This window comes from Klenkia sp. AC732 (genome assembly GCF_979256525.1).
In genome coordinates this window covers 19,019-37,515 of the sequence record NZ_CEEDOS010000033.1, presented here as the reverse complement: position 1 = coordinate 37,515, position 18,497 = coordinate 19,019, and the positions used below count along the sequence as shown (strand labels likewise).

Here is an 18,497-nt window from a genome sequence, read left to right as displayed (position 1 = left end):
CGTCACCCCGGTGGGGTGGGCCACCCGCGGACACGACGAAGCCCCTCCCGGCGCGGCCGGGAGGGGCTTCGTGACGACGTCAGCCGCTTCCCCACGGCCCGTCGCGTCTCTCGCAGGACGGGGACCGGCCGTGCCCGGGGGCTCCCGGGTGGTACCGGGGTCCCTCCGGCGGACCGCGGTACCCGGGTCTCCCCAGGCCGTCCGGTCCAGCGCGTGGTCTCCCGCTGTCCTGCGCCAGTCACGTTAGGTGCCGGAACGCCCCGTCACAAGGGGGTGAATCACACGAGTGTCATTACGTCCCGCGCGTCACGCGCCACAGGTCGTGACCCGCTCACCCGGTTTCTGTCGTACCCCCGTCGTACCTTCGGGGCGTGAGCGCGCAGACGAGTCTCCGGCCGACCACCGGCACCTTCGAGGTCATCAGCGAGTTCCAGCCCTCGGGCGACCAGCCGACGGCGATCGCCGAGCTGGCGACGGCGGTGCGGGCCGGCCAGAAGGACACCGTGCTGCTCGGTGCCACCGGCACCGGCAAGTCGGCGACGACGGCCTGGCTGATCGAGCAGGTGCAGCGGCCCACCCTGGTGATGGCCCCGAACAAGACGCTGGCCGCCCAGCTGGCCAACGAGTTCAAGGAACTGCTGCCCAACAACGCGGTCGAGTACTTCGTCTCCTACTACGACTACTACCAGCCCGAGGCCTACGTCCCGCAGACGGACACCTACATCGAGAAGGACTCCTCGATCAACGAGGAGGTGGAGCGGCTGCGGCACTCGACCACCCAGAGCCTGCTCACCCGCCGCGACGTCATCGTGGTCTCGACGGTGTCCTGCATCTACGGCCTGGGGACGCCGCAGGAGTACGTCGACAGGGCGCTGAAGATCTCGCTGGGCCAGGAGCGGGACCGCGACGAGCTGCTGCGCACCCTGGTGACCGAGCAGTACACCCGCAACGACCTCGCCTTCACCCGCGGCACCTTCCGGGTGCGGGGGGACACGATCGAGGTCTTCCCGGTGTACGAGGAGCTCGCGGTCCGGATCGAGATGTTCGGTGACGAGGTCGAGCGGCTCTACTACCTGCACCCGTTGACCGGTGAGGTCGTGCGGGAGGTCGAGGAGCTCTTCGTCTTCCCGGCCACCCACTACGTCGCCGGGCCCGAGCGCATGGAGCGGGCGATCGGGGCCATCGAGTCCGAGCTCGAGGGGCGCCTGGCGGAGCTGGACAAGCAGGGCAAGCTGCTTGAGTCCCAGCGGCTGCGGATGAGGACCACCTACGACATCGAGATGATGCGCCAGGTCGGCTTCTGCTCGGGCATCGAGAACTACTCCCGGCACATCGACGGCCGGGCTCCCGGCTCGGCCGGTGCCTGCCTCATCGACTACTTCCCGGACGACTTCCTGCTCGTCATCGACGAGTCGCACGTGACCGTGCCGCAGATCGGCGGCATGTTCGAGGGCGACATGAGCCGCAAGCGCACCCTGGTCGACCACGGGTTCCGGCTCCCGTCGGCGATGGACAACCGCCCGCTGAAGTGGGAGGAGTTCACCGACCGGATCGGGCAGGCCGTCTACCTGTCGGCGACCCCGGGCAAGTACGAGCTGGGCCGCACGCAGGGCGAGTTCGTCGAGCAGGTCATCCGGCCCACCGGCCTGGTCGACCCCGAGATCGTGGTCAAGCCGACCAAGGGCCAGATCGACGACCTGGTGCACGAGATCCGCGTCCGGACCGAGAAGGACGAGCGCATCCTGGTCACCACGCTGACCAAGAAGATGAGCGAGGACCTCACCGACTACCTGCTCGAGCTCGGCATCAAGGTCCGCTACCTGCACTCCGAGGTGGACACCCTGCGCCGGGTCGAGCTGCTGCGGGAGCTGCGGCAGGGCGAGTACGACGTGCTGGTCGGGATCAACCTGCTGCGGGAGGGCCTGGACCTGCCCGAGGTGTCACTGGTCGCGATCCTGGACGCCGACAAGGAGGGCTTCCTCCGGTCGGGCACCTCGCTGATCCAGACGATCGGGCGCGCGGCACGCAACGTGTCGGGCCAGGTGCACATGTACGCCGACAAGATCACCCCGTCGATGGCCCAGGCCATCGACGAGACCTCGCGGCGCCGGGAGAAGCAGGTCGCCTACAACCTGGAGCACGGCGTCGACCCGCAGCCGCTGCGGAAGAAGATCGTGGACATCCTCGACGGCATCTACAAGGCCAGCGAGGACGCCGAGAAGGCCACCGAGGAGTTCGGCGGCTCCGGCCGGCAGCAGTCCCGCGGCAAGGCACCCGTGCCCGGGTTGTCGTCCAAGGCGAAGGGCAAGGCCAAGGCCGGCTCGATCGACGTGGAGGGCCTGCCCCGTGCGGCCCTGGCCGACATGATCACCACGATGAACGAGCAGATGCTGTCCGCCGCCCGGGAGCTGCAGTTCGAGGTCGCCGCCCGGCTCCGTGACGAGCTCAACGAGCTCAAGCGGGAGCTGCGCCAGTTCGACGCGGCGCACGCCTGACCCCCGGCTGAGCCACCCGCCTCAGCCCGGCCCGGCGGGGCCGGTCCCGGCGGGGCCGCTCGGCCCCGGCGGGCCCACGCCCGGAGGCACGCCAGGCGCGCCTGCCGGGCTGTCGGCGCCGGGGCCGTCGGGCGGGGGAGGTGCTGCCTCCTCGTCGGTGACCGGGGGCACGGCCGTGGTCCCGCCGCCGGCACCGGCCGTGGCCTCCTCGGCGCCCGTCGAGGTGGCGGGGCTGCCCACCGTCGGGGCACCGGTGGTGCTGACCCCCGGGGTGATCGCGCTGCCCGCCGCCGCGGCGAGCGCGACGACCACGACCAGCGCGCCGGCTCCCACCGCGACGCGGACGAGCAGTCGCCGGGGGACACCGCGGCCGGTCGCGGGTCCCGGGTGGGCTCCGGCCAGGTCCGCCTCGTCGCGCACGTCCCGGGTGCCCAGGACCCACGGCCCGACCACGTGGGTGGCCACGCGGTCGCCCGGCAACCGGGGCCGGCCCGCGGCGTCCACGGCCGGGGACTCCGTGCTGCCGTGCTGCCGGTCGCGACCCGTCACCGGACACCGCCCGGCAGCCGGACGCCGCCCAGCACGGCCACCTGTACCCCGACCAGGTGCAGCGCTTGGTCGGCCGCCGCGGTCGCCGCGGAGCCGAGCTGCGAGCTGCGGACGGTCGCCAGCCAGTCGCCGGTGGCACCGGGCCCGCCGGTGAGCGGCGCCAGCCCGGCCCCCACCAGCCCGGCGCCCCCCAGGACGAAGGCCAGCAGGAGCCCGCCGACCGCGCCGGCCACCCGGTCCAGCACCGTCAGGTGCAGCCGCGCCACCAGCCGCGCCAGCAGACCGCCCGCCCAGCGGCCGGCGCCGGCACCGAGGAAGGCCAGCACCAGCACGGCCAGCAGGGTGACCAGCCAGCCGGTCGTCCCGGTGGGCGGCCCGGTGAGCTGCGGGACCAGGGCGAGCCCGACACCCAGCCCGGCCACCAGCCCGGCCACCAGCCCGGCCACCGAGCCGGCCAGCCGCAGCCCGCCGCGCCGCCAGCCGGCGGCCGCGCCGCCCACCAGCAGGAGCAGCAGGACGAGGTCGACCCAGAGCGTGGTGGTCATCGCACCCCGTCGGTGGCGAGGACCGTGTTGCCGTCGGTGACCGTGCCGCTCAGGTGCACGTCGTCGCCGACGGCGGGCAGGGCGTCCAGTGCGGCGGCGTCCACCTCGACCCGCAGCCCGGGCGTGGTGACGACGGTCAGGTCGGTGCCGTCCACCGACACCACCACGCCGTCGACGTGCGCCCGGACCTCGCGCACCTCCGTGGCGGCGCCGTCGGACACCCGGACCTCGACCCGGTCGCCGACCGCGATGTCCTCGGTGCCCGACCCCTCGGGTGCGGGCGGCGCGGCGACCTCACCGTCGGCCCCGGGGGCCGCGGGGACGTCGGCGCCAGCAGCAGGGGCGCCCGGGGCAGGGGCGTCCGAGGCCGGGGCGTCGGCGGCCGGGGCGTCGGCGGCCGGGGCGTCGGCGGGCGGGTCCGTCGCCGGGGCACCGGTCGGCGCCTCGGGTGCCTGCGGGGGCTCGGGAGCGTCACCCGTGGGGGTCTCCCCGACCGGGGCCGGCGCGGCCGGTGCGTCGCCGTCAGCCGCGTCAGCGGGACGACCAGCACCCGGGCCGCCAGCACCCGGGCCGCCAGCAGCCGGGCCGTCAGCAGCCGGGCCGTCAGCACCCGGGCCGCCGGCACCTGGGCCGCCGGCACCCGGGCCACCCACGCGGGTGTCGTCGGTCAGTGCCACCTGGTGGCTGGCGCCGGCGTCGTCGGTGAGGGTCAGCGAGTCCTCGGACACCGCGGTCACGGTGCCGACGAGCCGGTCCCCGCGGTCGCCCGGCGCCGGGACGCTGCCCGACGCCGGCTCGTCGGAGCCGGACCCGTCGGCCAGGGCGACGCCACCGCCCAGGAGGGCGGCGCCGGCGATCGAGCCACCGACGACGGCAGCGGTCCAGCGGCGGGAGCGGGGGAGTGCGGAGCGGTTCACGGGTCCTCCAGGGGACGGCGGCCCACCGCGGTCTGCGGTGTGGCTCGTGTCCCCACCGTGTGGGCCGGTCCTGAAGCCACCCTGAAGCAGCCGCCCGTGGCCCCGGTCTTCAGCTGCTCTTCAGGCTGGGCAGGGCACCATCAGCAGGTGCGAGACAAGCAGGCCCGACCCCGTGTCCTCGTCGTCGAGGACGAGAGCGCCATCCGGGACGGCGTGGTGACGGCCCTGTCCGACGAGGGCTGCGTCGTGGAGGGCCGCGCCGACGGCAGCACGCTCGGCGCCGACCTCACCGGGTTCCGACCCGACCTCGTCGTGCTGGACGTGATGCTCCCCGGCCGCGACGGCCTCGCCCTGGCCGGGGACGTGCGCCGGGCCGGGGACGCCGGCATCGTCGTCCTCACGGCCCGGGACGCCGTGCCCGACCGGCTGGCCGGGTTCGGGGCCGGCGCCGACGACTACCTGGTCAAGCCCTTCGCGATGGCCGAGCTGGTGGCCCGGGTGCGGGCGGTGCTGAACCGCCGGGGCCGGTGGCCCGGCGCCGTCGAGGTGGGCGACCTGGTCGTCGACGAGCCGGCCGGGTCCGCCACCCGGGCCGGCGCCGCCCTGGAGCTGACCGCCACCGAGCTGCGACTGCTGGGCTACCTGGTCGGCAACCGCGGCCGCACCGTCAGCAAGACCCAGATCCTGACCCAGGTGTGGGGGTACGAGGACTACGACCCCAACCTCGTGGAGGTGCACGTCAGCGCGCTGCGCCGCAAGCTCGAGGTGCACGGCCCCCGTCTGGTGCACACCGTGCGGGGCCTGGGCTACACGGTCCGGGCGTGACCGGCCCCGCGCCCGCGCCGCTGCACACCGCGAGCCTGCGCCGCCGGGTGAGCGTGCTGGTGCTGGGCCTGATGACGCTGCTGCTCGTCGTCCTGGGGTTCAGCGTGGACCTCGCCCTGGGGGCCCAGCTGCGCGGGGACCTGCGGGACCGGCTGGTGGACCGGGCCGAGATCGCCGCCGCCCTCGTGCAGCAGGGCCGCTCCGACGAGGAGGTGGTCCGGGCCGTCGAGGGCGACACCGTCCAGGCGCTGCTGGAGACCGCGGACGGTGGGCAGGTCGGTCAGCTGCCGGACCCACCCGTCGGCCCCGGCGGCGGCCCGCCCGCCCCGGGCGGCCCGCTGCCGGACCCGGGTGCCGTCGTGGACACCGGGGACGCCTACGTCCTGCAGACCGACCTCCCGGACGGCGCCCGGATCACCCTGCTGGCCGACCAGGGCCCGATCACCGACGCGGTGACCCAGCTGCGCTGGGTGCTCGTGGTGGCCGCGGCCGTGGTGCTGCTGCTGGCGGCCGCGCTGGTCAGCGTCACCGTCGGCGTGGGTCTGCGGCCGCTGGGCCGGATGACGGCGCTGGCCCGGCAGATCACCGACGGCGACCGCGGCCGCCGGCTGCGCCCGGACCGCCCGCACACCGAGCTGGGCAGCACCGCGGCCGCCTTCGACGGCATGCTCGACGAGCTGGAGGGCGCCGAGCGGCAGGCCCGGCGGGCCGAGTCGGGCATGCGCGACCTGCTCGGGGACGCCGCGCACGAGCTGCGCACCCCGCTGGCCGCCGTCCAGGCGTCGGTGGAGACCGTGCTGCGGACCGACCCCGACCGGGGACGACGGGAGGAGCTGCTGGCCGGCGCCGTCCGCGAGCTGCGCCGCTCCGGGCGGCTGGTGGCCGACCTGCTCGACGTCGCCCGGCTGGACAGCGGTCAGGCACCGGAGCTGCACCGCCGGCCGGTCGACCTGGGCACCCTGGCCGTGGCGAGCGCCGCCCGGGTCGGGGGAGCGGTGACGGTGACGGGCGGGGCGACCGCGGTGGTGGACGCCGACCGGGTCGGGCAGGTGCTGGACAACCTGCTGCGCAACGCCGTCCGGGCGGCGGGGCCGGCGGGCCGGGTGCTGGTGGCGGTCGGCGAGCGAGACGGCACGGCGTCCGTCGACGTCACCGACGACGGACCCGGCGTGCCGGTCGACCAGCGCGAGCGGGTCTTCGACCGGCTGGTCCGGCTGGACGCGGCGCGGGGCCGGGACGGGGGAGCGGGGCTCGGGCTGCCGATCGCCCGGGCGCTCGCCCGGGCGCACGGCGGCGACGTGACCTGCCGGGACGCCGTGTCGGGCGGGCACTTCCGGGTGACGCTCCCCACGGCCTGACGGGGAACCCCGGGGCGGTACCGCTCGTTGGGGTGTCCGAGTCCGCTGCTGCGGGTGGTTGCTGTTTGCAAACACACCCTGTGGCGCACAACGGATTCGCGTGGAGGGGAGTATCCCCCGCGGCAGTTGTCGTCAACACGAGGTCGCCATCGACCTCCGGCACTGTCGGCCGACCCCCGGGTCGGTGGGAGAGACCTCCGGTGCAACCGTTCAGAGACACCGGAGGAACCACTGTTGGACGTCCCCATCTGGGTGTGGGCCGTGACCGTCGCCGCGATCCTCGCCATGATCGTGTTCGACTTCGTCGGCCACGTGCGCACCCCGCACGCCCCCTCGCTCAAGGAGTCGGCGACCTGGTCGGCGGTCTACGTCGGCATCGCCATCCTGTTCGGCCTCGGCGTGCTCGTCTTCGCCGGCGGCACGTTCGGCGGTGAGTACTTCGCCGGTTACGTCACCGAGAAGGCGTTGTCCGTCGACAACCTGTTCGTCTTCGTGCTGATCATGGCCAGCTTCGGCGTGCCCCGTGAACTGCAGCAGAAGGTGCTGCTGTTCGGCATCGCCTTCGCGCTGGTCCTGCGCACCGTGTTCATCTTCATCGGCGCCGCGGCCATCGAGAACTACAGCTGGGTCTTCTACGTCTTCGGCGCGATCCTCATCTACACCGCGGTCGTGCAGGCCCGCAGTGGCGGCCACGACGAGGAGGAGGAGTTCAAGGAGAACGGGATCCTCAAGCTCGTCCGCAAGGCCGTGCCGACGACCGAGGAGTACCACTCCGACAAGATGACGACGAAGATCGACGGGAAGCGCTACATCACCCCGCTGATGATCGCGCTGATCGCCATCGGCACCGCCGACATCATCTTCGCCGTCGACTCGATCCCGGCCATCTTCGGCCTGACCCAGGAGACCTACCTGGTCTTCGCGGCCAACGCGTTCTCGCTGCTGGGCCTGCGTCAGCTGTTCTTCCTCATCGACGGTCTGCTGGACCGCCTGGTGTACCTGGCCTACGGCCTGGCCGTGATCCTGGGCTTCATCGGCATCAAGCTGGTCATCCACGCCCTGCACACCAACGAGCTGCCCTTCATCAACGGCGGTGAGCACATCACGCTCATCCCGGAGATCCCGACCTGGCTGTCCCTGCTGGTCATCCTGCTGACGCTGATCGTGACCACGGTCCTCAGCCTCCGCAAGAACAAGAAGGACGCGGCCGCCGGGCACACCAGCCCGACCGGTCTCGAGGACAAGGGCGCCGGCCGCGACGGCCTGCACGCCCAGGGCCCCGGCGACCGGGACGGCAGCCCGGCGGGCGCCCGCGGCGACGCACCGGTCACCGGACGCACCGCGGCGGTCGACTCCTCCCGCGAGGACTGACCGCCCGCACCACGCACGAGAGGCCCACCGGACACCGTCCGGTGGGCCTCTCGGCGTCCCGGGGGTTGTGGTCGCAGACACCACCGTGGCGCCCAGGTGATCCACCGCGAGCCCCGTAGTGTGGCGCGACGTGGAGCTCCCGGTCTGGTTCGAAGTCGGCACGTTCATCGCACTCACGGTCCTGCTGCTGGCCGACCTGGCCCTCATCACGCGGCGACCGCACGAGCCCTCGGTGCGCGAGGCCAGCATCTGGGTGACCTTCTACATCGCGCTGGCCCTGGTGTTCGGGCTGGTGCTGCTGGTGGTCACCAACGGCGAGTACGCCACGCAGTTCTACGCGGGCTGGCTCACCGAGTACTCGCTGTCGGTGGACAACCTGTTCGTCTTCGTGATCATCATGGCCCGCTTCAAGGTGCCCAGGAAGCTGCAGCAAGAGGTCCTGATGGTCGGGATCATCATCGCGCTTGTCCTGCGCGGCATCTTCATCCTGCTCGGCGCCGCGGTGATCGAGCGCTTCGTGTGGGTCTTCTTCCTCTTCGGCGCGTTCCTGGTCTACACAGCCATCAACCTGGTCCGCGGTCACGGCGAGGACGAGGACTACGAGGAGAACGCCCTCATCCGCCGGATGAAGAAGGTCCTGCCGATGACGGCGGACTTCCACGGCAACAAGATCCGGGTCTCCCAGGGCGGCAAGAAGCTCTTCACCCCGATGATCGTGGTCTTCCTGGCCCTGGGGACGACGGACCTGCTCTTCGCGCTGGACTCGATCCCGGCCATCTTCGGGCTCACCCAGGAGTCCTTCATCGTCTTCACCGCCAACGTCTTCGCCCTCATGGGGCTGCGCCAGCTGTACTTCCTGCTGGGTGGGCTGCTCAAGCGCCTGGTGTACCTGTCCTACGGCCTGGCGGTCATCCTGGCCTTCATCGGCGTCAAGCTGATCCTGGAGGCCGTGCACGAGAACCAGTACCCGTTCCTCAGCGACCGCGAGCCGATCGAGTCGGTCCCGGAGATCCCGATCTGGCTGTCGCTGGCGGTCATCCTCGGGGTGCTGGTCATCGCCACCGTGGCCTCCCTGCTCAAGACCCGCGGTCAGCTGACCCCGGCCGAGGGCACCGCGGTGGACCCGCAGGAGCAGCCCACCGGCGAGCCCGGCGAGCCCGACGCCGCCGTCGAGTCCGAGGACCGCGCCACCCGCGCCCGCAGGGAGGACTGAGCCTCAGGCGGCCGGGTCGGCGACCCGGCCGCCGAGGGCCACCTGCTCGCCGTCCACCCACACCTCGCGGACCCGTCCGGCCAGCCCGGACAGGTCGGCGGCGTCCCCCTCGAGCACCACGACGTCGGCCCGCTTGCCCGGCTCCAGCGAGCCCAGCTCGCCGTCCACCCGCAGCAGCCGGGCCGCCGAGAGCGTGGTGGCGTGCCAGACCTCCTCCACCGACATGCCGCGGTCGGCCATCAGCTGCAGCTCCCCGAGGTTCTCCCCGTGCGGGCCGACGCCGGAGTCGGTGCCCATCGCGATGCGCACGCCGGCCTCGTGGGCCCGGGAGACCGACTCGTCGTGCTGCGCCTGGACGGCGATCGCCTTGTCCACCACGGCCCGGGGGAGTGCGGCGCCGGCGGCGACGGCCGCGAGCACCGCCCGCGGCGCGGACAGCGTGGGCACCAGCCAGGTGCCGTGCTCCAGCATCAGCGCGATCGCCTCGTCGTCGAGGAAGATGCCGTGCTCGATGGACCGGATCCCGGCGCGGACGGCGTTCTTGATCCCGTCCGCGCCCTGGGCGTGCGCCATCACCGCCAGTCCGGCCGCGGTGGCCTCCTCGACCAGGACGGCGAGCTCGGCCGGCCGGAAGTGCGCGTGCCGCGGGTCGTCGCGGGGGGAGAGCACGCCGCCGCTGGTGGCCACCTTCAGCACGTCGGCGCCGGCCCGGACCAGGGCGCGCACCGTGCGGCGCACCTCGTCGGGGCCGTCGCAGATGCCGCTGGGCCGCCCCGGGGTGACCGGCAGCAGCGGGGTCTCGGCACCGCAGACGTGCCAGTCGTCGGCGTGCCCGCCGGTCTGGCTGATCATGGCCAGCGAGATCTGCATGCGGGGGCCGCGGACCAGCCCGGAGCGGACCGCCTCGGCGACGCCGAGGTCGGCGCCGGCGGCGTCCCGCACGGAGGTGATGCCCAGCGCCAGGGTGCGGCGCAGGTTCCGGACCGCCTCGAAGTAGACCTGGCTGTAGGGGGTCTGCAGCTGGCGCAGGGTGTCCACGCCGCTCATCAGCACGTGGACGTGGCAGTCGAAGAGCCCCGGCAGGACGGTGGCACCGGTGCAGTCGACGGCCTCTTCGCCGTCCAGACCGGGGCCGACGTCGACGACCCGGCCGTCCTGCACGGCGACGTCGGCCGCCGCCGCCGGGGCGCCCGTGCCGTCGAGGACCAGCCCACCGGTGAACACCCGTCGCGTCATGCGGGCAGCCTAGGACCCTCAGCCCGGCTAAGGACCCGACGGCTGGGCTAGCGTCTGCCGTCATGCGGCCGTCCGATCTCGCCCTGCTCCGCACGCCCGGCACCGCCACCGTCTCCCCGGACGGTGCGACCGCGGTCGTGGCGGTCACCCGCCTGGACCTGGAGACCGACGAGTACCGCAGTCAGCTGTGGGCCGTGCCCACCGACGGGTCCTCGGCGGCCCGGCCGCTGACGCACGGGCACCGCGACTCGGCCCCCGTCTTCTCCCCGGACGGTCGCTGGCTGGCCTTCCTGGGTGCCGAGAGCGGTGGCCGCCCGCAACTGCACCTGCTCCCCACCGGCGGTGGTGAGGCCCGCCGGCTCACCGACCACCCGCTCGGCGCCGGCGCGCCGGTCTGGGCCCCGGACTCGCGCCGCCTGGCCTACACCGCCCGGGTGCCCGAGGAAGGCCGCTACGGCACCGCCGAGGGCGTCGACGCCGCCGCCGAGCCGCCCCGGCTCATCACCACGCTGAAGTACCGGGCCGACGACCTGGGCTTCACCACCGACCGCCGCGCGCACGTCTTCGTGCTGGACCTGCCCGGCGAGTCCGACGACGACGCGCTGCTGACCCCCGAGCCGGTCCAGGTCACCTCCGGGGACCACGACGACTCCGACGTCGCCTGGCACCCGGCCGGCACCGAGCTGGTCTTCGTCTCCGCCCGGCACGCCCGCGCCGACCGCGACCTGGTCACCGACGTCTACGCCTGTCGGCCCGACGGCAGCCACCTGCGCCGGGTCACCGAGAGCCGCTCGGCCTGCTCGGCACCCACCTACGACCCGGCCGACCCCGAGGGCCGGCTGCTCTACCTCGCCGCCCAGCCCGACCTGGGTCCCGAGGGCCTGGACTTCGTGGGCCGCAACACGACCCTGTGCCGGGTGAGCGCGGGCGGCGGCAACCCCCAGCCGCTGCTGGACCCCGAGTGGCACGACCTGGGCCACGACTTCGGCCGGGTCGTCGTCGCCGACGGGTCCGCCTTCGTCGCCGTGCAGCGGCAGGGGGCCGTGGAGCTGGTCCGGGTGCCGCTGGACGGCGCGGACCCCGAGCCGCTGGTCGACGGGCCGTACACGACCACCGGGATCGCGGTGGGCGGTGGCGTCGTCGTCGGCACCGTGGCGCACGACCGGTCCGCCGGGGAGCTGATCGCCGTCACCCCGGGGCGACGGCGGCTGCTCACCGCGTTCGGGGCGCAGCTGCAGGCCACCGGCCGGCTGCACCGGATGCGGGAGAAGACCGCGACCGCGCCGGACGGCTACCCGGTGCACGGCTGGATCACCACCCCGCCCGGGCCCGGCCCGCACCCGGTGCTGCTCACCGTGCACGGCGGGCCCTTCAGCCAGTACGGCTGGACCCTGTTCGACGAGACCCAGACCTACGTCGAGGCGGGGTACGCCGTCCTGCAGTGCAACCCGCGTGGCTCCTCGGGCTACGGCCAGGAGCACGGGCGCGCGGTCAAGGAGCGGATGGGCGAGTTGGACGCCGACGACGTCGTCGCGTTCCTGGACGAGGCCCTGCAGGAGCCCGACCTGGACGACGCGCGGGTCGGCGTCATGGGCGGGTCCTACGGCGGGTACATGACCACGCTGCTCATCGGCCGCACCCAGCGCTTCGCCGCCGCGGTCAGCGAGCGCGGGTTCAACGACCCGGTCAGCTTCGTCGGGTCCTCCGACATCGGGTTCTTCTTCGCCGACCAGTACGTGGGCACCGACCCCGAGCGGATCGCCGCCCAGTCGCCGATGGCCGGCGCGCACCGGATCACCACGCCCACCCTCGTCGTCCACTCGGAGGAGGACTGGCGCTGCCCGCTCGAGCAGGGCACCCGGCTCTTCGTCGAGCTCAAGCGGCGCGGTGTGCCCAGCGAGCTGCTGCTCTTCCCCGGGGAGGGGCACGAGCTGTCCCGTTCCGGGCGCCCCGCGCACCGGCTGGCCAGGCTCGAGCACGTGCTCCGCTGGTGGGGGCGCTGGCTGCCCACCTCGGCGAACACCTCCGCCGCGGCCCTGCCCGCCGGGGCGACCGCCTCGGCGGCCCCGACGGACCCCGCGGAGCCGCTGGCCGTGGAGGCCGCGCGGGTGGGCTGAGCACCCCCACCCGTGTGGTGACCGAGACGGTTCCGTGCGGGTTCGTTACGGTCGTCGCCGTCCCGTCCCCGAGGTCCGGAGGCCACCCCCGGTGACCGAGTCCCTGCTCGTCCTCCTGCTGCTCGTCGCGGCGGGGGTGATCGTCTACCTCGTCCTGCGCAACCGGAAGACCCGGCGCCCCACCCCGGGCCGGGTCGACCCCCTGGCCGACCAGCCCGACACGTGGGACCCCCTGAAGATCGGGCCCGCCGACGTGATCACCTACGCCGGCATCGACCACGTGGTGCGCGGCACCATCACCCTGAGCGAGGGCGGGATGAGCTGGTACGAGCACCTGCTCGACGGCTCGACCGGCCGCCGCTGGCTGACCGTCGAGGACGACGAGGGCGATCTGGAGCTGACGCTCTGGCAGCGCGTCGAGGGCACCGACCTCACCCCGGACGGCGAGGTCGTCGTCAACGACGTCGTGCACCGGCAGCTCGAGCGCGGCCGGGCCCAGTTCCGCTCCGAGGGGACGACGGGCACACCGCCCACCGGCACCATGGAGTACGCCGACTACGCCAGCCGGGACAAGACCGGTCTGCTGGCCTTCGAGAAGTGGGCGCCCACCCAGTCCTGGGAGGTCTCCACCGGGCGCCGCGTCACCACCGCGGAGCTCACCGTCTACCACGCCCAGCCCGGCACGTGACCGCGCTCGACCTCGCCGTCCCCACCCGGGACGTGGCCGCGGCCGCCCTGGGGCTGGTGCTCGACGCCCCCGCCCCGCCGGCGCTGGCCTCGGCCACGCTGCACGGCGAGCACGGCGGCGTCCTGGTGCTCGGGGTCCTGGGCGCCTCGCACGTCGTGACGGCCACCGCGGCGGGGCAGACCCGGACCGAGCAGGTGTCCTGCGACGCCGTCGGTGCCGGCGGGGACCCGCTGCCGGCCCGGGCCGACCGCCCCGGCTACCGGTTCACCGCCACCGTGGAGCAGGTGCCCGCCGCCGAGCTGGACCGGCGGGCCGACGAGCTGCGCGCCTGGGCCACCGGCCACGCCGACCGGCTCTGCGCCGCCTTCCCCGGCCACGACGCCGCGCTCACCGCGGTCACCGGCGCCGAGACCCCCACCGGGTGGACCTGGCGCACCTGGCACCTGTACCCCGGGGCCGGCGTCGGGGACGTCGTCACCACCCACAGCGACTGGAGCCCGGCATGACCGCCCGACGCCTCGTCCCCGCCGTCCTCGCCGCCCTGCTGCTGCTGACCGGCTGCGGCCAGGGCAGCCCCACGGACTTCATCCGGGACACCTACACCTCCACCGGCTCCGACGGCGACGGCGAGTCCTTCAGCTCCCCGGACCCGGTCGGCACCACCACCGGCGACATCGCCGCCGCGGCCGAGCCGGCCGCCCGGCAGAGCGACGGCGGTGCCGAGTACCTGCGCTACGACGACGACATCGTCATCGTCACGGCCGCCTCCTCGGGCAGCACCGTCCGTGTCGAGGACGTCGACGGCCGCTACAGCAGCGGCTACTACGCGTTCCTCGGCAGCGGCTTCCGGCCCGGTTCCCCCGCCTCCGGCGGCGGCGACGGCGGCCCGGGAGACGGCAAGTGACCACCCACCCCACCCTCGAGCGCTGGAGCACCCCGTGACCTTCGGAACCCTGGACGGCAGCGACCTCGGCGAGGGCGTCGTCGCCACGCTGCTGTTCTTCGTCGTCGGTGTCGGCGTGCTCGGCCTGGGCTTCCTGGCCCTGGACCTGCTCACGCCCGGCAACCTGCGCAAGCAGGTCTACACCGACCGCAAGCCCAACGCGGCGATCCTGCTGGGCGCCAACCACCTGGCCCTGGCCGTCATCGTCGTCACCTCGATCATGACCAGCGCCGACTCGCTGCTGCAGGGCCTGGTGGACTCCGCCGTCTACGGCGTGCTCGGCGTCGTGCTGCAGGCGGTCGCACTGCGGGTGCTCGACGCCGTGGTGCCCGGTCACCTGCGCGCCATCGTGGACGAGGAGCGGATGAGCGGCGCCGCCTGGGCGGTGGCGGCGAGCCTGTTCGCGATCGGCGTGGTCAACGCCGCGGCGCTGAGCTGACCCCGTGACGGCGACGGTCGCGCAGGAGCGGCCGGTCCGGCGGGTCCGCTGGTACCGGCCGCTGCTGCTGGCCGCCGTCGCCGTCTGCGCCGCGTGCGGACTGGTCTACGAGCTGGTGCTGCTGACCCTGTCGGCCAGCCTGGCCGGCGGTGGGATCACCCAGACCTCGCTCATCGTGGCCGGCTTCGTCGCCGCCCTCGGGGTCGGTGCGCTGCTGGTCAAGCCGTTCCTGGGCCACGCCGCCGCCACCTTCGTGGCGGTGGAGATCCTGCTGGGCGTGGTCGGCGGCCTGTCAGCCGTCACCCTCTACGTGACGTTCAGCTTCTACGGCGCCAGCGGTGCGGTCCTCGTCCTGGGGACGGCGCTGATCGGCATCCTGGTCGGCGCCGAGGTGCCGCTGCTGATGACCCTGCTGCAGCGCGGTGCCGCCGGGGTGGACGCCGAGGGCAGCGGCCGGTTGCTCGCCGACCTCAACGCCGCCGACTACGCCGGCGCCCTGCTCGGCGGGCTGGCCTGGCCGTTCCTGCTGCTGCCGCTGGCCGGCCAGGTCCGTGGCGCCGCGCTGACCGGGCTGGTCAACCTGGTCGCGGCCGCCGTCGTCGCCGGGGTGCTGCTGCGCAGCCAGCTCACCCCGCGGGCCCGCCGGACGGCGAGCGGGGCGCTGCTCGCCGCGGCCGCCCTGCTGGGGGTGCTCCTGGTCCGGGCCGAGGACATCGAGGTCGGCGCGCGCCAGCGGCTCTACGACGACCCGGTCGTGTCCGCGGAGCGCTCGGACTACCAGGACGTCGTCGTCACCCAGCGCGGGGACGACGTCCGGCTGTACCTGGACGGTGACCTGCAGTTCTCCAGCGTCGACGAGCACCGCTACACCGAGTCGCTGGTGCACCCGGTGCTGGCCCGGGACCCCCGTCGGGTGCTGGTGCTCGGCGGCGGTGACGGGCTGGCCGCCCGCGAGGTGCTCCGGCACCCCTCCGTCGAGCAGGTGGTGCAGGTGGAGCTGGACCCCGCGGTGCTCGAGCTGGCCCGCACCCGGCTCGCCCCGCTCAACGACGGCGCTCTGGACGACCCGCGGGTGCAGGTCGTGGTCCAGGACGCGTTCACCTGGCTGCGCGACCCGCCCGGTGACCCGTTCGACGCCGTCGTGGTGGACATGCCCGACCCGGACACCCCGGCGCTCGGGCGGCTGTACTCGACCGAGTTCTACGGCCTGGTGGGCAGCGTGCTGGCTCCCGGCGCCCTGGTGACGGTGCAGGCCGGCAGCCCGTACTCGACTCCGGACGCCTTCTGGCGCACGGTGAGCACCGTGGACAGCGCAGGCCTCGCCGGGACGCCGTTCCACGTCGACGTGCCCAGCTTCGGTGACTGGGGCTTCGTGCTCGCCCAGGCCGGGGACACCCCGCCGCCGCTGGTGCTGTCACCGCAGCGACCGGTCACCCGCTTCCTGGACGCCGACGTGCTCACCGCGGCCGGGGTGTTCCCGCACGACCGGGCCCCGCAGCAGCTCACCCCCAGCACGCTGGACCGGCCGCTGATCGTCGAGGACATGCGCCAGGGCTACCAGGGATGAGGGAGACGTCGTGAGCAGGATCGTCGCCGGGCTGATCGCCTGCGCCAACCGGACCCCGCTGGCCATCGGGCTGTACCTGGGGGCCGTGCTGGCGGCCGCCGTCGGCGTGAGCGTGCTGGAGGGCTGGGGCTTCGGGGAGTCGGTGTGGTGGGCCTTCGTCACCACCACGACCACCGGGTACGGGGACCTGTCGCCGCTCACGGTCCCCGGGCGGGTGATCGGCGTGCTGACGATGTTCGCCGGCATCATCGGGATCGGGGTGATCGTCGGCCGGATCGCCGCCGTGGTGATCCGCACCCACGACGACTTCACGCACGAGGAACAGGTCGACCTGTCCCAGGACTCGGACGAGCAGCTGCGGCTGCTGCGCCAGATCCAGCGCGACCTGGGCAAGGCCACCGGCCGCCCGCGCGCCTGACCCGGGGCTGCCCTAGCGTCGTCGGCGACGATCCCGACACCTTGGAGAGCTGACGTGGCTGCCGCCTCGCACGACCCCACCACGACCGCTGCCTGGTCCGCGCTGCAGGCCCACGCCGAGGCCCAGCAGGCCGACCTCCGCGGCTGGTTCGACGCCGACCCGGGCCGCGCCGAGCGGCTCACCCTGGACGTCGCGGACCTGCACGTCGACCTGTCCAAGAACCTGGTCACCGACGAGACGCTGGACCTGCTCCGCCAGCTCGCCGAGCAGACCGGGGTCACCGACAGGTTGCAGGCCATGTTCGCAGGCGAGCACGTGAACGTCACCGAGGACCGGGCGGTGCTGCACACCGCGCTCCGCCGCCCCGAGGGCATGCAGCCCCCGCTCGTGGTCGACGGCCAGGACGTGGACGCCGACGTGCACGCCGAGCTGGCCAAGGTCTACGCGTTCGCCGAGCAGGTGCGCTCGGGGGAGTGGACCGGGGTCACCGGCAAGCGGATCGCCACCGTCGTCAACATCGGGATCGGCGGCTCGGACCTGGGCCCGGTGATGGCCTACGAGGCGCTGCGGGCGTACGTGCAGGACGGCCTGAGCTGCCGGTTCGTGTCCAACATCGACCCCACCGACCTGGCCGAGACCACCAGGGGCCTGGACCCGGAGACGACGCTGTTCATCGTGGCGTCGAAGACCTTCGGCACCCTGGAGACGCTGACCAACGCCCGACTGGCCCGCCAGTGGCTCTGGGACGGTCTCGGCCAGGCGCTCGCGGACACCGACGAGGCCCGCCGCGGTGCCGTGGCGAAGCACTTCGTGGCCGTCTCCACCGCGCTGGGCAAGGTCGCCGACTTCGGCATCGACCCGGCCAACGCCTTCGGCTTCTGGGACTGGGTCGGCGGGCGCTACTCGGTCGATTCCGCCATCGGCACGTCGCTCGCGGTCGCCGTCGGCCCGGAGCGGTTCGCCGAGTTCCTGGCCGGCTTCCACGCCGTCGACGAGCACGTGCGGACGACGCCGTTGGAGCGCAACGTCCCGCTGCTGATGGGCCTGCTCAACGTCTGGTACGTGAACTTCCTGGGCGCACAGACCCACGCCGTGCTGCCCTACAGCCAGTACCTGCATCGGTTCCCGGCCTACCTGCAGCAGCTCACCATGGAGTCCAACGGCAAGTCCGTGCGCTGGGACGGCGAGGCGGTCACCACCGACACCGGCGAGGTGTTCTGGGGCGAGCCCGGCACCAACGGCCAGCACGCGTTCTACCAGCTGATCCACCAGGGCACCCGGCTCATCCCGGCCGACTTCCTGGCCTTCGCGACCCCGCAGCACGCCCTCGTCGACGGCGACGTGGACGTGCACGCGCTCCTCATGGCGAACTTCTTCGCCCAGACCAAGGCGCTGGCGTTCGGCAAGACCGCCGAGGAGGTGCGGGCCGAGGGCACCGCCGAGGACGTCGTCGCGGCCCGGGTCTTCTCCGGCAACCGGCCGACCACGTCGATCATGGCGGCGGCGTTGACCCCCTCGGTGCTGGGGCAGCTGATCGCCCTCTACGAGCACGTCACCTTCACGCAGGGCGCCGTCTGGGGCATCGACAGCTTCGACCAGTGGGGCGTGGAGCTGGGCAAGCAGCTGGCCCTGCAGATCGCCCCCGCCCTGACCGGGGACGACGAGGCGTTGCAGGCCCAGGACCCGTCGACGAAGGCGCTCATCGGCTGGTACCAGCAGCACCGCAGCTGACCGTTCGGGCCGCGGCGGGGGGCGCCCCCCGCCGCGGTCGACGTCACGATCGGGCATCGGTGCTGCTCAGAGACGTGGGGGCGGT

The 18,497-nt window shown here is 73.7% G+C and carries 17 protein-coding genes; 13 read left to right on the top strand and 4 right to left on the bottom strand.

All coding sequences use genetic code 11. From position 1 onward, the window contains the following. The first annotated feature begins 371 nt into the window (after nt 1-371). Complete coding sequence (gene uvrB / locus AC0IVP_RS15655) at nt 372-2,495, top strand: excinuclease ABC subunit UvrB (protein ID WP_056301008.1); 2,124 nt, start codon at nt 372-374, stop codon at nt 2,493-2,495. A gap of 21 nt (nt 2,496-2,516) precedes the next feature. Here uvrB and AC0IVP_RS15650 read toward each other — a convergent pair whose 3' ends face one another. Genes AC0IVP_RS15650 through AC0IVP_RS15640 form a run of 3 tightly spaced genes read right to left on the bottom strand, consistent with a single transcriptional unit; the run spans nt 2,517 to nt 4,506 of the window. Beyond that, a complete protein-coding gene (locus AC0IVP_RS15650; RefSeq protein ID WP_471757691.1) occupies nt 2,517-3,044 on the bottom strand; it encodes a hypothetical protein in 528 nt (175 codons plus the stop codon). After that, entirely contained in the window at nt 3,041-3,589 is a 549-nt protein-coding gene (locus AC0IVP_RS15645) for a CvpA family protein (protein WP_471757689.1), read from the bottom strand. Before AC0IVP_RS15645 ends, AC0IVP_RS15650 begins: the two co-directional genes overlap by 4 nt. Further along, entirely contained in the window at nt 3,586-4,506 is a 921-nt protein-coding gene (locus tag AC0IVP_RS15640) for a hypothetical protein (protein ID WP_471757687.1), read from the bottom strand. The genes AC0IVP_RS15645 and AC0IVP_RS15640 overlap by 4 nt, the downstream gene beginning before the upstream one ends. A gap of 147 nt (nt 4,507-4,653) precedes the next feature. Between AC0IVP_RS15640 and AC0IVP_RS15635 the strand changes: the two genes are divergently transcribed. From AC0IVP_RS15635 to AC0IVP_RS15620, 4 genes are all read left to right on the top strand, one after another. Then, a complete protein-coding gene (locus AC0IVP_RS15635) occupies nt 4,654-5,331 on the top strand; it encodes a response regulator transcription factor (RefSeq protein WP_056300990.1) in 678 nt (225 codons plus the stop codon). Continuing rightward, nucleotides 5,328-6,689: a HAMP domain-containing sensor histidine kinase gene (locus AC0IVP_RS15630; protein ID WP_471757685.1), complete on the top strand. Its 1,362-nt coding sequence runs from the start codon at nt 5,328-5,330 to the stop codon at nt 6,687-6,689. Before AC0IVP_RS15635 ends, AC0IVP_RS15630 begins: the two co-directional genes overlap by 4 nt. A gap of 234 nt (nt 6,690-6,923) precedes the next feature. Further along, nucleotides 6,924-8,060, top strand: coding sequence for a TerC family protein (locus AC0IVP_RS15625; RefSeq protein ID WP_471757683.1), 1,137 nt, complete (start codon nt 6,924-6,926; stop codon nt 8,058-8,060). 130 nt (nt 8,061-8,190) lie between these two features. Further along, nucleotides 8,191-9,273: a TerC family protein gene (locus tag AC0IVP_RS15620; protein ID WP_056301246.1), complete on the top strand. Its 1,083-nt coding sequence runs from the start codon at nt 8,191-8,193 to the stop codon at nt 9,271-9,273. A gap of 3 nt (nt 9,274-9,276) precedes the next feature. On the opposite strand, the gene AC0IVP_RS15615 is transcribed toward AC0IVP_RS15620, so the two are convergent. Next, nucleotides 9,277-10,509: a metal-dependent hydrolase family protein gene (locus tag AC0IVP_RS15615; RefSeq protein WP_471757681.1), complete on the bottom strand. Its 1,233-nt coding sequence runs from the start codon at nt 10,507-10,509 to the stop codon at nt 9,277-9,279. A gap of 62 nt (nt 10,510-10,571) precedes the next feature. On the opposite strand from AC0IVP_RS15615, the gene AC0IVP_RS15610 reads away from it, so the two are divergent. From AC0IVP_RS15610 to pgi, 8 genes are all read left to right on the top strand, one after another. Continuing rightward, nucleotides 10,572-12,626 carry a S9 family peptidase gene (locus tag AC0IVP_RS15610; protein ID WP_056300981.1) on the top strand — a complete coding sequence of 685 codons (2,055 nt, stop codon included), beginning with the start codon at nt 10,572-10,574 and terminating at the stop codon, nt 12,624-12,626. 91 nt (nt 12,627-12,717) lie between these two features. Then, nucleotides 12,718-13,314, top strand: a complete 597-nt coding sequence (locus tag AC0IVP_RS15605; protein WP_056300978.1) for a DUF4178 domain-containing protein — start codon at nt 12,718-12,720, stop codon at nt 13,312-13,314. Continuing rightward, complete coding sequence (locus AC0IVP_RS15600) at nt 13,311-13,820, top strand: DUF2617 family protein (protein ID WP_056300975.1); 510 nt, start codon at nt 13,311-13,313, stop codon at nt 13,818-13,820. The genes AC0IVP_RS15605 and AC0IVP_RS15600 overlap by 4 nt, the downstream gene beginning before the upstream one ends. Then, a complete protein-coding gene (locus AC0IVP_RS15595) occupies nt 13,817-14,218 on the top strand; it encodes a DUF4247 domain-containing protein (RefSeq protein WP_056300972.1) in 402 nt (133 codons plus the stop codon). Before AC0IVP_RS15600 ends, AC0IVP_RS15595 begins: the two co-directional genes overlap by 4 nt. 34 nt (nt 14,219-14,252) lie before the next feature. Next, complete coding sequence (locus AC0IVP_RS15590; RefSeq protein WP_082557246.1) at nt 14,253-14,696, top strand: DUF350 domain-containing protein; 444 nt, start codon at nt 14,253-14,255, stop codon at nt 14,694-14,696. Nucleotides 14,697-14,700: 4 nt separating this feature from the next. Then, a complete protein-coding gene (locus AC0IVP_RS15585) occupies nt 14,701-16,263 on the top strand; it encodes a polyamine aminopropyltransferase (RefSeq protein ID WP_471757679.1) in 1,563 nt (520 codons plus the stop codon). A 10-nt stretch (nt 16,264-16,273) separates the two neighbouring features. Further along, a complete protein-coding gene (locus tag AC0IVP_RS15580; RefSeq protein ID WP_056300966.1) occupies nt 16,274-16,681 on the top strand; it encodes a potassium channel family protein in 408 nt (135 codons plus the stop codon). Between the two features lie 54 nt (nt 16,682-16,735). Next, a complete protein-coding gene (gene pgi / locus AC0IVP_RS15575) occupies nt 16,736-18,412 on the top strand; it encodes a glucose-6-phosphate isomerase (protein ID WP_471757677.1) in 1,677 nt (558 codons plus the stop codon). Nucleotides 18,413-18,497 lie beyond the last annotated feature (85 nt).

What these genes read in the sequence shown, in the direction of transcription:
- AC0IVP_RS15615 (WP_471757681.1), bottom strand. Translation starts at nt 10,509, where the DNA reads ATGACGCGACGGGTGTTCACCGGTGGGCTGGTCCTCGACGGCACGGGC.
- AC0IVP_RS15645 (WP_471757689.1), bottom strand. Translation starts at nt 3,589, where the DNA reads ATGACCACCACGCTCTGGGTCGACCTCGTCCTGCTGCTCCTGCTGGTG.
- AC0IVP_RS15595 (WP_056300972.1), top strand. Translation starts at nt 13,817, where the DNA reads ATGACCGCCCGACGCCTCGTCCCCGCCGTCCTCGCCGCCCTGCTGCTG.
- AC0IVP_RS15610 (WP_056300981.1), top strand. Translation starts at nt 10,572, where the DNA reads ATGCGGCCGTCCGATCTCGCCCTGCTCCGCACGCCCGGCACCGCCACC.